General features: G+C 35.1%; 10 protein-coding genes. All 10 read left to right on the top strand.

The window, feature by feature from the left end; genetic code table 11:
• Window positions 1–56: 56 nt before the first annotated feature.
• A complete protein-coding gene (locus LpgJCM5343_RS08595) occupies window positions 57–953 on the top strand; it encodes an ABC transporter ATP-binding protein (protein WP_077959495.1) in 897 nt (298 codons plus the stop codon).
• Entirely contained in the window at window positions 946–2172 is a 1227-nt protein-coding gene (locus tag LpgJCM5343_RS08590) for an ABC transporter permease (protein WP_101891058.1), read from the top strand. Before LpgJCM5343_RS08595 ends, LpgJCM5343_RS08590 begins: the two co-directional genes overlap by 8 nt.
• 92 nt (window positions 2173–2264) lie before the next feature.
• Window positions 2265–4568, top strand: coding sequence for a glycoside hydrolase family 31 protein (locus LpgJCM5343_RS08585; RefSeq protein WP_113532469.1), 2304 nt, complete (start codon window positions 2265–2267; stop codon window positions 4566–4568).
• A 166-nt stretch (window positions 4569–4734) separates the two neighbouring features.
• Entirely contained in the window at window positions 4735–5493 is a 759-nt protein-coding gene (locus LpgJCM5343_RS08580; protein WP_003652113.1) for a DeoR/GlpR family DNA-binding transcription regulator, read from the top strand.
• Window positions 5490–6404, top strand: coding sequence for a 1-phosphofructokinase (pfkB, locus tag LpgJCM5343_RS08575; protein ID WP_077959492.1), 915 nt, complete (start codon window positions 5490–5492; stop codon window positions 6402–6404). The genes LpgJCM5343_RS08580 and pfkB overlap by 4 nt, the downstream gene beginning before the upstream one ends.
• A 33-nt stretch (window positions 6405–6437) precedes the next feature.
• On the top strand, window positions 6438–8423 hold the full coding sequence (locus LpgJCM5343_RS08570) for a PTS fructose transporter subunit IIABC (protein ID WP_003652109.1): 1986 nt from the start codon (window positions 6438–6440) through the stop codon (window positions 8421–8423).
• Between the two features lie 344 nt (window positions 8424–8767).
• Window positions 8768–15445, top strand: coding sequence for a mucin-binding protein (locus LpgJCM5343_RS08565; protein WP_101891056.1), 6678 nt, complete (start codon window positions 8768–8770; stop codon window positions 15443–15445).
• Between the two features lie 105 nt (window positions 15446–15550).
• Window positions 15551–16336, top strand: coding sequence for a Cof-type HAD-IIB family hydrolase (locus LpgJCM5343_RS08560; protein ID WP_077959489.1), 786 nt, complete (start codon window positions 15551–15553; stop codon window positions 16334–16336).
• A gap of 30 nt (window positions 16337–16366) precedes the next feature.
• Window positions 16367–16645, top strand: coding sequence for an ArsR/SmtB family transcription factor (locus tag LpgJCM5343_RS08555; protein ID WP_020807075.1), 279 nt, complete (start codon window positions 16367–16369; stop codon window positions 16643–16645).
• A gap of 258 nt (window positions 16646–16903) precedes the next feature.
• Entirely contained in the window at window positions 16904–17803 is a 900-nt protein-coding gene (locus LpgJCM5343_RS08550) for a metal ABC transporter solute-binding protein, Zn/Mn family (RefSeq protein ID WP_101891055.1), read from the top strand.
• Window positions 17804–17808: the final 5 nt, after the last annotated feature.

Raw genomic sequence — 17808 nt, 5'->3', positions numbered from 1 at the left:
GAATATTGATATAATTGGGCATAACTTTAATAGAATTTATTTAGAAAGAAAAAGCTATGTTACAAGTAAAAAATTTGAATAAAAGCTTTGGAAGTAAACAAGTTTTATTTGATATTAACTTCAAAGCAGATAATGGAAAAATATTAGGCTTAATCGGTAAAAATGGCTCAGGAAAAACTACTCTTTTTCATAGCATTCTGAAGTTTGTTAAGTATCAGGGCAAAATTACTATTGATAATCATTCTTTTTCAAGCCGTGACTACAATTCTGTGGGGTATTTGCCAGAAGAGCGTAGTTTAATGCCTAAACTGACAGTTTTAGACCAAGTAAGTTTTTTAGCTAGTTTAAAAGGTATGAAAAAAGATACTGTAAAGCATGATTTGCAAGACTGGATGCAGAAATTAGAAGTTAAGGGCAAGACTACTGATAAAATCAAGAGCCTATCTAAAGGAAACCAACAAAAGATTCAACTAATTGCAACACTTATTCACCAGCCAAATTTAATTATTTTAGATGAGCCATTCAGTGGTTTAGATCCCGTAAATGTTGAAATAATTAAAAATGTAATTCTCCAAGAAAAAAGGCGTGGTGCAACAATTATATTTTCTGATCATGATATGTCTAATGTTGAAGAATTATGTGATGATGTAGTGATGATTAACAATGGTCATCTTGTTTTAAATGGTATGGTAAATGAAGTGCGAAATAATTTTGGCCTAACACGTCTATTTATTAGGACAGATTTAGGACTTGATGAGGTCAAGAAATTACCTGGGGTAGAAAATGCTATTTTACAAAATAATGGTATTTATAAGCTTTGGCTAGCAGCAGCTAATTATGGCCAAGAAATTTTTAAAATTTTGTCTCATGGAGAATATTTGCAAACTTTTGATCAAGAACCACCAACTTTAGATGAAATCTTTAAATTGAAAGCCGGTGAAAATAATGAATAAGACTTGGTTAGTAGCTAAAGAAACCTACCGCAGGGAAGTTAAAAATTGGTCATTTTTATTGATGATTTTTGCACCATTTATTGTGTTAATTATTTCATTTTTCTTTGGAATGAGTTCGTCTTCGGCTTTTGACGATAATACAAAAGTGGGTATTGTGAGCCAAAACGAGGGTTTAGCTCAGCCTTTAAAGAAAACCAAAGATTTTGATATGTATAAGAATAAGACAAAAGCTGAAAAAGCATATCAGGCTGGAGACGTTAGCGGCTATATTGTCGTTGAAAATACTTTTGCTCAGTTAGAAGCGACTTACTATGGTACGGAAAGACTTGATAGTGATCTTAAAGAAGAATTGATGCGAGGCTTAAACGCCCAGCAACAAGTACTTAATCTAAAGAATGCAAAACTTAGTGAGCAGCAGCTAAAATCACTTTCTCAAAAAGTTAAATTTACTGAAAAAACTAATAGTAAAAAGCTGGATGCAAATGATGAGAAAAATTTGAAAACGGCTACTTTTTGGATTTTGATTTTTGTTTTGTACTTTTTGGTTCAGACTTATAGCACTATTATGGCGCAAGATATTGCCAGTGAAAAAGGGACTAAGATCATGGAAATGATCTTTTCAAGTATGCCAGGTGGAAATTATTTTGATGGTAAAGTTTTAGGGATTTTCATGGAAATTCTTACACAATTAATAATTTATGCACTAATGTTTTCTGGATTTTATTATTTAGCTCCACAAATTGATAGAGTTAAAGAAACTTTTGCTCAAGTAAAACCGGCAATTGATCAAGTTTTAGGACAAATAATTTCATGGGGATTAGTATTCGTGATTTTAGGATTGATCCTATATATTGTCTATGCTGCGGTTTGTGGTGCAATTGTAACTAAGGCAGAAGATGCTAATAAGGCGGTTCAACCTCTAGTTTATTTGACTTTACTTGGTTTATTCAGCAGCATGAGTTTGTCTAATAACCCCGACAGTATTTTTGCAATAATTATGTCTTATGTACCATTTTTATCTTCTTTCTTAATGCCACTTCGGCTAATTAAAGGAAATGCGACAAATCTAGAAGCTGGGGTTTCAATGGTAATCTTAGTGATATTTTTAATAGGATCGATTTTGTGGATTAGAAAAATTTACCCAAGTTTAATTTTACAAACTGATGATAATGGCATGTGGAAAAATATGAAACGTGCATTGCAAGGAATAAAAGAATAAAAATTTATATTAGATGACTGCTCTTCGTTCAAAAGGAGAGCGGTCTTTTTTATGATAAAATTGGAGGCGAATACAAGATGATGAGGCTGAATATGAATAGAAATAATTTGGAAAAATATATAATCGATCGCAATCAAGTTAAAATAAAGTTTACTAATTCCATTCTTACTTTATCTGTTTTAACTTCTGAAATAGTTCGTGTATTTCAAGATCGCGGGTGTAGCAATAATTCTTATGCAATTGAAGGAAGTAAGACTAAAGAAACAAGTTTTAAAGTTAAAAAAATAGCTAATTATTTTGAACTGAAGACTTCAAAACTAATTATTAAAATTTATGATGATGAAAAAATTGATGTTTACGATGAACAAGAAAATCCATTAATTATTGATTATCGCGGTAACCGAATTCCGCTTGATCGGCAAGTAGATGCCACTCATCAAAAATTAGCAGAATCTGAAGGACATGAGGTAGTAGCTGGTACAAAAAAGAATAGTCATTATTATGAACTAGTTAAGGAATTATCAGCAGACGAACAGTTTTACGGCTTGGGAGATAAGACGGGATTTTTAAATAAACGCCACTATGCTTATGAAAATTGGAATACTGATAATCCAGAGCCCCAAGTAGAGAGCTTTATGCGACTTTATAAATCTGTTCCATTTTTAATTGGTTTAAAAAACAATCATCCCTATGGAATTTTTTTCGATAATACGTATCATAGTTATTTTGATTTAGGAAAAGAAAGCAATAAGTATTACTACTATGCAGCTGATGATGGAAATATTGACTATTACATTATTGGCGGCAGTAGTTTAAAAAAGGTTGTTGAAAACTATACCTATTTAACTGGTAGAACGCCGCTGCCGCAGAAATGGACTTTAGGTTATCAACAGTCTCGTTGGGGATACAGCATTAGTGCTGAGAAAGTGGGAGAAATTGTTGATAAAATGCGTAAATATCATCTTCCATGTGATGCGATTCATTTAGATATTGATTATATGGATGGCTATCGTGTTTTTACTTGGCGGACGGATACCTATGACGATCCCAAGAAATTTATCAATAAATTGCATAAATTAGGTTTGCACATTATTACAATTATTGACCCGGGTGTGAAAAAAGATGAATCTTATCAGATTTATCAAGAAGGACTTAAAAAAGGTTATTTTGTCAAGGCGCCAAATGGTCAAGTTTATGTTAATAAGGTTTGGCCTGGGGATGCGGTTTATCCTGATTTTGGTCGTAAAGCAGTTAGAAAATGGTGGGCAGAAAATTGTAAGTTCTTAGTTGACTTAGGCGTTGACGGAATTTGGGATGATATGAATGAACCAGCTTCATTTAATGGAGAAATTCCTGAAGATATCATTTTTAGTGATGAAGATAAAAAATCAACACATGGTAAAATACACAATGTTTATGGTCATAATATGGCTAAAGCAACTTATAATGGCTTAAAAAAAGCAAGTGGCAAGCGACCATTCGTGATTACTCGTGCTGCTTATGCTGGAACGCAAAAATATTCTACTGTTTGGACTGGTGATAATCAAAGCTTATGGGTTCATCTACAAATGATGATTCCGCAGTTATGCAATCTTGGAATGAGCGGGTTTGCATTTGCAGGAACTGATATTGGCGGATTTGGTGCTGATACTACACCTGAATTATTAACAAGATGGATTGAAGCTGCAATTTTTAGTCCACTTCTTCGAAATCATGCAGCTTTAGGAACACGCTCGCAGGAACCATGGGTATTTGGCGAGCCAACTTTATCAACGTACCGTAAATATTTGCAGCTTCGTTATCACTTTATTCCTTACCTTTATGACCTGTTTGTCAAAGAAAGTAAAAACGGCTTACCACTTATGCGACCTTTAGTTTTAAACTATCCAACTGATTCAATGGTTAAAAATATGAATGATGAATATATGGTTGGTACGAGAATTTTAGTTGCACCGGTAGTTGAAGAAGGGAAAAACTTTAGATCTGTTTATTTACCGCAAGGTGAATGGATTGATTTTTGGAATAATGTTACGTATAGTGGTAACAATACAATTTTAGTTAATGCGCCGCTTGATAAATTGCCCTTATTTATTAAGAAAGATACGATTTTGCCTTGGGGAAAATTGAAGAATCATATTTCATCTAAACCAGATGAAAAGATGATCTTTAGAGTGTTTGGCGAACATGGTAACTATACGCATTATCAGGATAATGGTGCTGATTTTGCTTATAAAAATGGTGAATATAATTTGTATGAGATAAATATTGATAAAAATAGAACAAGTATTAATTTGAAAAAACATGGCTATCAACCGATCTATCAAAGAATTGAGCTTAGAGCTATGGACAAGAAAATAGACTTTATTTTTAAGGATCAAAAGTATATACAAATTTGATAATAAATTAAAAGTTAGCGATTAAGTCGTTAGCTTTTTTATTTAGGCTTAGCTTTTCATGAAGTTAGTTATGACTAATAATGAATGAATATGACCGATTTTGAAGAAAAATAATTGATTTTATAATTGAAAGCGTTTATCATATTAAACGAGGTGATGATGAACGATGCTGACTGAAGAACGTCAACAAGCGATAGCAAGTTATATTAATAATCATAGTATCTGTCGTGTTAATGAGTTATGTAAGTTGACTAAGTCGTCAGAGTCAACAATTCGCCGTGACCTCATTGAATTAGAAAAACGTGGTGTAATTGTACGTGTACATGGTGGTGCACGTTCATTGCAAGATTATTCACGCGATGTTGAACAGCAGGTTAGATTTAATCTTAATGTTGATAAGAAGCGTGAAATTGCTCGTTTTGCCGTAATAAACCATATTACTAGTGGAGATCATATTTTCCTTGACGCTGGAACGACAACGTATGAAATGGTGTCATTTTTGCGAGAAATTAAGGATTTACATGTGTTGACCAATGGTGTTGATATTGCATTAGCATGTTTAGAGAATGGTATTCAGACTCGCTTGTTAGGGGGCGAGGCGAAGATTGAAACACATGCTGTGGTAGGTAATACTGCAATGAAACAACTGCAGGAAATGAATTTATCTGTTTCATTTATTGGTGCCAACGGTTTAACAACAGAAGGGCAATTTACTACTCCAGATCCTGCAGAAGCTGGAATAAAAAAGACTGCTATTGAACAAGCAAAAGAAGCTTTCGTTTTAATGGATAGTAGTAAGATTGGAGCAGCAAATTTTGCAAGCTTTGCACATATCAATGAGGCAATACTCATCACTAACCATTTAAATATAGGCAAGAAGAATCTTCTACCTAAACAAATCAGAGTTGAGGAGGCTCGGTCATGATTTATACTGTTACAGTTAATCCAGCATTAGATTATGTTATGCAATTAAAAAAGGTTGATGCTGGTAGCGTTAATCGTTCAAATGATTGTCAATTTTTAGCTGGTGGCAAGGGAATTAATGTTTCGCAAATCTTAAACCAACTTGATGTTGATAATACCGCTTGGGGCTTTGTCGGTGGTTTTACTGGCAAGGAATTGGTTCGCCAATTAAACGTTAAAAAAATTGAAAGTGATTTTGTAACTATTTCTGATGATACCCGTGTTAATGTAAAAGTTCATGCTCAAAAAGAAACTGAAATTAATGCGGCTGGTCCAAAGATTGATGAACAAGAAATTACTGCATTTAAGGCGCGTTTGGATGATCTTAATGAAGGCGATATTGTTGTATTAAGCGGTAGTTTAGCACCAAGTTTACCAACAGATTTCTATGAGCAATTGTTACCAACTATTAGAGAAGCCGGTGCCGAATTTGCAATTGATACAACTGGTGAAGCTTTACTTGCAACTTTGAAGTATCACCCATTAGTTATCAAGCCTAACCATCATGAATTAGCTGCTTTGTTTAATACAAGCTTTGCAAATGATCAAGAAATGCTTGAAGCAGCTAAGAAGCTTTTAGATATGGGAGCACAAAATGTCATGATTTCTATGGCGGGTGATGGTGCTTATCTAGTAACTAAGGACCACATTTATCATGCAAGTGCCGCTGTTGGTACTGCAGTTAACTCTGTTGGGGCTGGAGATTCAATGATTGCTGGTTTCGTAGGTACTTACTACAAGACTCATGATGTTGTTGAAGCATTAAAAGTGGGATCTGCTTGCGGCGGAGCTACTGCATTTACTGAAGACATTGCAGTTAAGAGTCAAATCGATACTGTTTTGCCACAAATTACAGTTGAAGAAGTAAAGTAGTTAAAAATAAAATTAGGATAAGGAGTTACTTTCATGAAAATTGAAGATCTTTTAAGTCCTGATTTAATGATTATGGATCTTAAGGCTACTACTCAAGAAGAAGCAATTAAAGAAATGGCTGATCTTGAAGTAAAGCAAGACGTTGTAAATAACGAAGACGAATTCATTAAATCAATTTGGGCTCGTGAAAAAGAATCAACAACTGGTATTGGCGATGGGATTGCGATGCCACATGCAAGAAACAAATATATTAACCGTGCTGCTGTTTTATTTGCAAAGAGTCCTAAGGGAATTGATTATAATTCTCTTGATGGTCAACCAGTCCACTTATTCTTTATGATTACAGCACCAGCTGGTGCTGATAATACGCACTTACAAGCATTGGCCAAATTATCTAGTTTATTAATTAATCCAGATGTTGTGAATGCTTTGAAGGCAGCAACTAAGCCAGAAGAAGTAATTGATATTTTTAAAAAGGCTGAAGCTGAAAAAGATGCTCAAGATAAGGCTGATGCTGAAAAAAGAAAAGCAGAGGCTGCAAAAGAAGCAGCTAAGCCTGCTAATGAGCAAAAACCTCTAATTGTTGGGGTTACTGCATGTATTAATGGTATTGCTCACACTTATATGGCTCAAGAAGCTTTAATTAAGGCTGGTAAGAAATTAGGCGTTGATGTTCGAATTGAAACTAATGGTTCTGAAGGTGTGAAAGACAGACTTACTCCTGAAGAGATCAAGCGCGCTAAAGGTGTTGTTATTGCTTCTGATAAGAAAGTTGAAATGCCACGTTTTGATGGCAAAGAACTTGTGATGAAGCCTGTTGTTGATGGTATTAATCATCCACAAGAGTTAATTGAAGATATCTTAGAAAATAAAGCTCCGATTTATCATGCTGATAGTAATGCTAGTGCTAACGATGATAGTGCCAAAGAAAAACAAGGTTTATGGGCTTCGATCTACAAGAACTTAATGAGTGGTATTAGCCACATGCTTCCATTCGTTATTGGTGGTGGTATCTTAATGGCCATCTCCTTTATCGTTGAAAACTATATGGCTGGTGGTGCTAAGAATCCTGCATTTATTTTCTTAAACAGTGCAGGTAACTTGGCCTTTGCCTTCATGGTTCCAGTTTTAGCTGCTTATATTGCTGAGTCAATCGGTGACTTGCCTGCTTTGATGCCAGGATTTGTTGGTGGTTACATGGCAGCCATTGTTAATGGGACTAACGGCTTACAAGTTAATGTTCAAGCTCATGCTGTATCTCCAGCAGGTTTCTTAGGTGGTATTGCCGCAGGTTTTATCGCTGGATATATGATGATTGGCTTGAAGAAGTTGTTTGCTAAACTTCCAAAATCTGTAGAAGGTATGAAGCCAATGTTGATCTACCCAATCTTGGGCTTACTCTTCATTGCGTTGATTATGTTCTACATCATCAACCCAATCTTTAGTTCAATTAACTTTGCTATTACCCACTTCTTGAATAGTATGGGGACTGGAAACCTCGTAATTTTAACTTTAATCCTAGCAGGGATGATGGCTATCGATATGGGTGGTCCTTTCAACAAGGCTGCTTACGTCTTTGCTTCAGGTGCTTTTGCTAATGATCCGCATTCTGCAACTGCAGCTGTTATGATGGCAGCTGTTATGGTAGGTGGAATGGTTCCTCCATTTGCTACTGCAATTGGTACTACTTTCTTTAAGAATCGTTACACTAAAGAAGAACGTCGTGCTGGTGTTTCAAACTGGATTCTAGGATTCTCATTCATTACTGAAGGTGCTATTCCATTTGCTGCAGCTGACCCAGGTCGTGTTATTCCTTCCTGTGTAATTGGTTCTGCAGTGGGCGGCTTACTTGTAGGATTATGGCATATTCAAGTACCAGCTCCTCATGGTGGATTATGGGTATCTCCATTATCTAACCACATTCTACTTTACTTTGTTGCTACAATTATTGGTTCTATTGTAGCTGGATTAATCATGAGTTTCTGGAAGAAACCTGTTTCTAAAGATCCAGATGAGTAAAAATAATTAATTTAAAAGCAAGATTCCAATTTTATCGGATCTTGCTTTTTTGTATATTAAATAACATATAGAAATTTGCGATTTGTATAGGATTAAAATTATGGTATTTATGGTACCGCATTATGTATTGATATATAGCAAATAATTTATAACATCGGCAAGCCGCAGATTCACACAAAAATCACAAATTGTACACAATTGGATCATAGATCCTCAGTATACTTACTTATTGTAAAAAATAAATATTATAAAAGGTGAAGTAAGCGATTACTATATAAATTAATCGCTAGCATGAAAGCTATAACTTAATACTCACCTAATACTAGAAGTATGAGGGTAAAATTATGGTTTCCAAGAACAATTATAGTGAAAAAATGCGGAAAATTAGACCGCAAAAGCCACGCTTCTCTATTCGTAAGTTTACTGTAGGGGCTGCCTCTGTATTGATTGGGTTAACCTTTATGGGAGTTAATGGTCGAACAGTTAAAGCTGATACTACAGTTGCTCAAGAAGAGAGTGTAAATGTAACAAGTAATCTAGCTGATAGCTTAAAAGAAAATGTTGAAAATACAGTAAGTACTGAAGAGCAAAGTGAAGCTCTGAATGCAGAACAAGCAAAAGTGGCTTCAATAGAAACAAACAATGAAGTTGAAAATACAACAATTGATAATAATCTGACTGCTCAAAATACAAATGGGGGAGGTACAGAAGCAACTGAACACTTAAGTAATAGTCAATCAGTTGAGCTTAATTTAACTCCCTCATATGAACAAAATAATGAGTCCAAAAACGATAGTATTCCTTCTGTTGAAGAAGGAACTACTAATGTGGAAAATCTTCAAACAGCTAACGAAGAATATAAGGCAGTTAGCGTAGAAACGAATAATTCAAGTGAAAGCACAGAAATAGTTGCAACAGAAGAAGTACCTAAAACTGAGATTACAGATAAGGTAGCAGAAACTGCTCCTGTTGAAGCTGAAACGAAGATTGAAAATGCAGTTTCTCCAATTGAAGAAACTGTAGTAGAAGAAAACAATCAAACTACCGGTCAAACAGATGTTAAAGAAGTTCAAAGTAAGGCTTCTGTGACTATTCCTGCAACTGATACAGATAAATATCCCAAAGAAGCTGGTGCTTTAATTGGCAATGACAAGTATATATATCAGATTTTGAATTTAAATAATACTGGAACTTGGAATAGTAGTAATAAGAAACTTATTCTATCTGTAAACCGTAATGATTTAACTGATGAAAATCTATATGCTTACGTGACTGATGCTGATTATAAAAATCTGATAGCTGAGCATATCATTAAAGCTGGATATTTCAAAAAAATTGAAGTTAGCGATAGAGACTTTTTAATTGTAAACAGTGGTAAATCTAATATCACAGTTGGTGGTAGTTCAATGCCTGTTGGTAATGCTACGACAGTTGTGGGTAGCACAAAAATTGTCTATGGCCTAGGAAATATTACTAACTTGGATGCAAGTTCAGTTGGTGAAATTATTCCAGTTCATACTGAAGAATCTGTAATTAAGTACTACTACCATAATAAAGATGGTAATTTAGTTGAAATTCCAGGTACTGATAAATATCCTAATATTAGTGTTTCTGGTTGGACAGGACAAGAATTTGTTATCGATAATGTTGATCAATACAAACAACTAATTGATGGCTTTTATTTAGATGGCTCAAATATTCCTAGTGGATTATTTACTGGAACTATTTCTCAATTTGGTGATGGTAGTTACTACAAGAAGGTTTACTACAGTTCTGGCAATAGAACAGAAGGTACTGTTAACCAATTAACAGTTGACTTTACTGTGGTTTACCGTCAAATTGATGCTACAGGTAAGATGGAAGTTCTTATGTATGACGGCAGTAACATGGATCGTGTGATTGAAAGTCATACTGTAGAAGCTGGTAAATCAGTTAAATTTACTCATAATAACTTTACTGCAAGAAATCCATTCGTAACTGACTCAGCTCATGAAGTACAGTTTATTTACAAGGACTTGGGGTCAATTATTCCAGTTGATGAAAATGGTAATCAAATTGGAGATGCTGTGAAGTTTAATAATAACTTAACTGATCCAACAGAGGCTGGTAGAACCGATACGCCAATTATTGCAGGATACATTGCTGATATTGAATATGTAATTCCTGAAAATCCAGGTGAAGATATCAAAGTAATTTACCGTTTACGTGAAGATGCAAAAGCTACAATTACAATTATTGATATGGACAATGATCGTAATAGTCTTGCTCAATTAAACGCTACTGGAAAAGTACATGCTCAAATTAACTTTGTGGATTTAGACGCTACTCTCTCTAGTTTGCTTGATAGTGGCTATGTAGTTATTAGTAATAACTATAGACCTGGAACACAGTTTGGTGTACATGATTTAAACTTTGAAATTCAATTAAAGCATGTGCTTGAAGCAGTTAATGAATCGCAAACAGTTCAAAAAGATATTCACTATGTAGATACAGTGGGTAATGAGCTACGTCCTTCAACTACTCAGACAGCAACTTTCACTGCTACTGGTTATCGCGATAAAGTAACTGGAAATATTGTCCTAGTTGCTGGTACCCAACAAGTAGGTAATGACTTAATTGCTACTGAGATTACTAATAAAAATGCTAGTCTAAAATGGACTGCTGATAAGACAACTTTTGAATCTCTTAAATCTCCAGATATCATTGGTTACACTACTAATCAAAAGTGGAGTACAGCAGATAAAGTAGAGCAGAATGAAAAGTTAAAGATAGAAAATATCATTTACGATAAAAAAGCTCAGGTAGGAACAATTGTTTTCTGGGATGAAACATCTCGAAAACAACTTGGTACTACTATCAATATTGCTGGAAATTATGGTGAAGTAATTAATTACCAGGTTATTGATAACGTCTTAGGCAGCATTAAGAATTACGAAAATAATGGCTACATTTTAGTGAATAATCCTTTAGGGTATACTACGGTCTTTGGAGATGCAGACTATAACCCAGGCTGCAATGACTATGTAATTACGCTGAAACATAAAATAGCTGAAAACTCACAAACTAAAGAAGTAAATCGTGTCATTACATATGTCTATGCTGATGGTCCTAATAAAGGGCAAGTAGCTGCTAGTTCTGTTACTCAAAAGGTTAGCTTTATTGGAAAAGGTCAATATGACTTTGTAGATAAAGTTTGGATTAGCGATATTGTTTGGACTGCAGAAGACGGCAATGCTAACTATACTTTTGCTCAAGTAAATTCACCAAAGATTTCAGGATACGGTGCAAATAGGTTGCAAGTAGAATCAGTTTTAGTAAGTGGTAACTCGGATAACATCACTGAGGAAGTTCTTTACTATGCAAATCAGCAAACTGCTCAGATTCAATATATTGATGATGTAACTGGAAAAGTTATCGGTAGTGATACTGTTAATGGTAAGGTTGATCACATCATTAGTTGGAATTTAAATCCTGAAGCTACGCTTAAAATGTTTGAAAATAATGGCTACAAACTTGTAAGTAGTGATTACGAATTCGGTAAAGATTACTACTATTCTGCAGAAGAGGCCAAGAACAGGTTTAAGGTTCATTTAACTAGAGATTTGATCATTATTGATCCTAAAGATCCTGACAGTCCAGTCTATGGATCAGAAGATTACAACAAAGAAGTAACTCAAGAGATCCAATATGTTTATGCAAATGGAAATGCAGCAGCTGAAAGTAACAAGCAAACTGTTAAGTTTACTGCTTATGGAGTTGTAGATAAGACAACTGGAAAATACGTAGTTCTTGATGAAAACGGTAAAGTTATTCTTGGCGATGATGGGGAACCAATTGAAGGCAAACTTGTATGGAATGCAAATGTTTCAGATCCTAAGTTTACTGAAGTGAGCTCCCCGACTATAACTGGTTATACACCCGACAAAGCTAATGTTGCTGGAACTAAAGTGACCCATGATATGCCAAGCAATGTAATTGTGGTTACTTACACTGCAAATGATGCCGATGCAAAGGTTATTTTTGTAGATAAGACTACTGGTAAAGAACTAGAAGCTGTAATGCTAAATGGAAAATACGGCGATATCATCAATTACAGTACAGCTGATAAGATTAAATACTACGAAAACTTGGGCTACGAATTAGTTTCAGATGGCTATAATGGCGGTGAATTTGGTGAGACAACTAAGACTTTCTATGTGACATTTAAACATGGTGTAGTTCACGTTCATCCAGAAAATCCTGGAAAACCTGGTGAAAACATTAATCCAGGCGGAGATGTTAAATATCCAACTGATTCCGGTGCTTTAAATAAAGATGTGACACATACTGTTCATTATGTTTATGCTGATGGCACAACAGCAAATCCAAGCCATACTCAGACAATTACATTTACAGGATCTGGCCACATTAATAAAGTAACTGGTGAATATGTAGAAGTTGATGAAGATGGCAACATTAAGCTAGATGCAGACGGTAAGCCAGTTCCTGGTAAGTTAAACTGGGTGGCTACGCTTGGAAACAGTTTCTTAGCTGTTACATCTCCAGAAATTACAGGTCATACACCTAGTCACGTGCAAATCGATGGTGTTGAAAATGTGGCACATGATAGTGAAAACTATGTTCATACTGTAACTTACACAGCTAATTCTGCTAAGGCTGAGATTGTCTACGTTGACGAAACCACTGGTAAGGAGCTAGAAATAGCTACAGTAGATGGCAAGTACAATGAAACAATCAACTATAGTACAGCAGACAAGATCAAGTACTATGAAAGCTTAGGGTACGAATTAGTTAAAGATGGCTATACTGGTGGTGAATATGGTGAAACAATTAAGAAATTCTATGTAACATTCAAACATGGAACTGTAGTTGTAAATCCAGAAAATCCTGGAAAACCAGATGAACCAATTAATCCAGATGATCCAAATGGTTCTAAGTACCCAAGCGATTCAGCTAACTTGAATAAAGATGTAACACATACTATTCACTATGTTTACGCTGATGGTACAACCGCTAAACCAAGTCATACACAAACTTTAACTTTCAAAGGTTCTGGTGTGATTGATAAGGTAACTGGCCAATACGTAGTTCTTGATGAAAATGGCAACATTAAGTTAGATGCAAACGGTAAGCCGATTCCAGGTAAGCTAGTTTGGACAGCTAGTGATGGTACAACTTTCATTGAAGTGGTTTCTCCAATGATTAGTGGCTACACTCCAGATAAGACCGTTGTGAATGCAGTTGAAGGAATTAACCAAGACAGCAAGAATATTGAAACTAAAGTTGTTTACACGGCTAATGTAGCAAAAGCTGAAATTATCTATGTTGACGAAACTACTGGCAAAGAGCTAGAAGTAGATACAGTAGATGGCAAGTACAATGAAACAATCAACTATAGTACAGCAGACAAGATCAAGTACTATGAAAGCTTAGGCTATGAATTAGTTAAAGATGGCTACACTGGTGGTGAATTTGGCGAAGCAACTGAGACCTTCTATGTAACATTCAAGCATGGTACAGTGGTAGTAAATCCAGATAATCCAGGAAAACCAGATGAGCCAATCAATCCTGATAACCCAGACGGACCAAAATATCCAACTGACTCTGCAAACTTGAATAAAGATGTAACACATACTATTTACTACGTTTACGCAGACGGTACTGTAGCTAAACCAAGTCATACTCAGACTTTAACGTTCACTGGTTCTGGTGTGATTGATAAGGTAACTGGCCAATACGTGGAAGTAGATGAAAACGGTAATGTTAAGTTAGACGAAAATGGTAAACCAATTCCAGGTAAGTTAACTTGGACAGCAAAGGATGGCACAACTTTCATTGAAGTGATCTCTCCAACAATTAGTGGCTACACTCCAGATCAGCCAGTTGTGAATGCAGTTGAAGGAATTAACCAAGACAGCAAGAATATTGAAACTAAAGTTGTCTACACAGCTAATGCAGCGAAAGCTGAAATTATCTACGTTGATGAAACTACAGGTAAAGCACTTGAAACAGCAACGGTTGATGGCAAATACAATGAGTCAATCAATTACAGTACAGCTGACAAGATCAAATACTACGAAAGTTTAGGCTACGAACTAGTTAAAGACGGTTACACTGGTGGTAAATTTGGCGAAACAACTAAGATCTTCTATGTGATATTCAAGCACGGTACAATTACTGTTACTCCTGATGATAAGTTCACAGAGGACGATCCAATTAATCCAGACAACCCTGAAGGTCCGAAATATCCATTTGATTCAATTGCTTTAGATAAGACCATTACTCGTACAATCAAGTACGTTTACGCTGACGGAACTAAGGCAAAGGATGATGTGGTTCAAACTTTAAGATTCCGTGGTACAGCGGTAATTGATAAAGTGACTGGTGAAATCATTATTTTAGATGAAAATGGTAGAAAAGTTTCTGATGGAATTAAGTGGACTGCACTTGATGGCACAACATTTGTACAGGTTATTTCTCCAGAAATTGCTGGCTACACGGCCGATAAAAAAGAAATTGGCAGTGTTGAAAATGTAGATAGTGATACTGAGGATATTACTGAAACCGTAGTTTACAGTAAGAATTCTGAAAAACCAGTTGAACCAGGCAAGCCGGAAGAACCTGAAAAGCCAGTTGAACCGGGTAAGCCGGAAGAACCAGAGCAACCAGTTGAACCAGGCAAGCCAGAAGAGCCAGTTGAACCAGACAAGCCAGAAGAACCAGAAGCTCCAGTAGAATCCGAACAGCCAGAAGTTTCAGAAAAACAACCAACTGAAACAACAGAACCAGACAAATCTGACGCTGATACTCTTCCAGATAATATTTCTATTGATAATACAGCTAAGAATGTCTCAACTGTAGAACATAACGAACCTGGAAAGGTAGAAGCAGCAACGACTAATGAGGCTTCATTACCTCAAACAGGACATAAACATGCTAATGTAGGAATTATTGGACTAGGCTTAGCAACAATTGCGTCAATTTTAGGCTTAGCTGGCACTAGAAAACGTAAGAAGAATTAGACTAAGCTAGTTGCATAAAAATAGTTTTGTGAAAAACGCTACCTCCGGGTGGCGTTTTTTAGTATAGTGGAGTGTGGATAATAAAAGTGGAAAGTGAGATTAAAAATGATTAAGCTTATCGCAACTGATATGGATGGTACTTGGTTAAAAGAAAATAAGACTTATGATAAGAAACTCTTTGAAAAAGAATTTCAAATTATGCAAGATCGCGATATTAAATTTGTAGTTGCGAGTGGTAATCAGTATGAGAATATTTTTTCACGTTTTCCAGACTATAATCGTAAGATATACTTTATTGCGGAAAATGGTGCTTTAGTTGCTCATGGACAAGAGATTCTTAAAATTGCAGATCTATCTGATGACGATTATGATTTAATGTTGAAAATTGTTTCAAATTTGCCATATCAAGCAGTTGTCGCTGGAGTAACTAGTGCTTACGTAAGAAAAAGTGATGGTGAAAAATTTGCTCAAGAGATGACTAAATTTTTTAATAAAATTCAAGTTGTTGATAACTTTAAAGAAATTGATGATCGTATTTTTAAAGTTAGTTTAAACGTCCCAGCTGAAATCATGCCAGTTATTCTATCTGAGTTGCGTTCACTTTATTCGCAAATTGATTTTGTAGCAGGTGCAAGCACTTCAATTGATATGCAGACTAAGGGGATGAATAAGGCTGTTGGGCTTGAATATCTTGGTAAGAAATTAGGGATAAAATCTAGTGAGATGATTGCTTTTGGTGATAGCGGAAACGATGAAGCAATGCTTAAGTACGTAGGAACTAGTTTTGCGACAGCAACAGCCTTGCCTGAAGCTAAAAAGGCAGCAAATCAAATTATTGGATCAAGTGAGGATTCAAGCGTCCAGAAGAAAATTCTTGAATTACTCTCATAATTAAATGATAAATTGAGATAGGTGAACGAGTTGAACGAACAAATTATTCGAGTTACCAGGGCTTTGAACCACCCCATTCGAATACAAATTCTGTATTATTTGAATGATCACCAAAAAAGCAGTGTAAATAACTTAGTTAAGCAATTCGATGTAAGTCAGCCGGCTATTTCTAGACATTTAAGAATACTAGAGGAAGCTAAACTTGTTAAAAGTGAGCAGGTTAAGCAGGAGCGGTACTATAGTTTAGAAGATAAACATGTAATTAAGATTTTGGATGTTTTAAGACAGCACGTTAAGGAAGATTTTTAATAATCTCTTTTGACAAAGATATAAAAATATGTTTATATAAAGATGTAATTTTAGAGAAAAGCATTAAATTAAAAATTCAGCAAAATTTTTATTATTTACACTTATTGATAGCATCAAGTCTGAGACGTCTTGGTGCTATTTGTCTATCTAAAAATTATTGACATAATAAAAAAAGTAGCTTAGTCTAACTTTAAGTTAGAATTTATGCTGAATTTTCTAACTTAATGCTTTTTTGTTTTGCACAGGAGGATAAAATATATGCAAAATTTTAAATCTAAAATTACAAAAATTATTTCTATTATTGGGCTAGTGGGACTTTTAGCGCTTGTGACTACAGCGTGTGCCAATAAAAAAGAAGCGGCTAGCCAATCAGATAAGATCTCGATCGTTACAACAACTAATGTCTATTCAGACATTGCTAAAAATATTGTTGGAAAATATGGTACAGCTACGGCAATTATTGATAAAAGTAGTGTTGACCCACATGATTTTGATCCAACAACTGCTGATGCTAAGAAGTTAACTAAGGCAAATATTATTGTTGCTAACGGCTTAGGGTATGACTCATGGATGAATAAGTTAGCTAAATCTGTTAATAAAAAGCCAGTTTTAGTTGGTGAAGACTTAATGGGATTAAAGAACGGCGATAATCCTCACATTTGGTACAATTTAAATATGCCAACTAAGTATGTGGATTATTTAGTTAAACGCTTATCTAAGCTAGATAAGAAGCATGCAGCTTACTTTAAGGCTAATGGTAAAAAGTATTTAGCTAAGGTTGATAAAATTAAGAAGCTAGTTAAGACTGATAAGAGCAATAAAAAGCCAGTCTTTGTTAGTGAACCCGTTTTTGATTATGCTTTAAAGGAAGCGGGTTATAAGATAGGCGACAAGGAATTTGAAGAAGCCATTGAGAATGGTACAGATCCAAGTCCTAAGATGATTAACAAGATGAATACTGATATTAAAGAAAAGAAAATAGCCTTTTTTGTTAATAATACGCAGGCAAGCAGCTCAACGGTTAAATCTTTTGTTAATCTAGCCAAAAAGAATGGTGTTCCAGTTCTAAACGTTCGTGAAACTATCCCAAATCACACTACTTACTTAACTTGGATGAAGGAAAATTATCAAAATCTAGCTAATATCGAAAATAAATAGGATCA

The sequence above is a fragment of the Lactobacillus paragasseri genome, assembly GCF_003584685.1.
In the GTDB taxonomy this organism is placed as follows: Bacteria; Bacillota; Bacilli; order Lactobacillales; family Lactobacillaceae; genus Lactobacillus; species Lactobacillus paragasseri.
The sequence above is the reverse complement of the archived record's forward strand: the minus strand, read 5'-3'. Positions and strand labels throughout refer to the sequence as shown.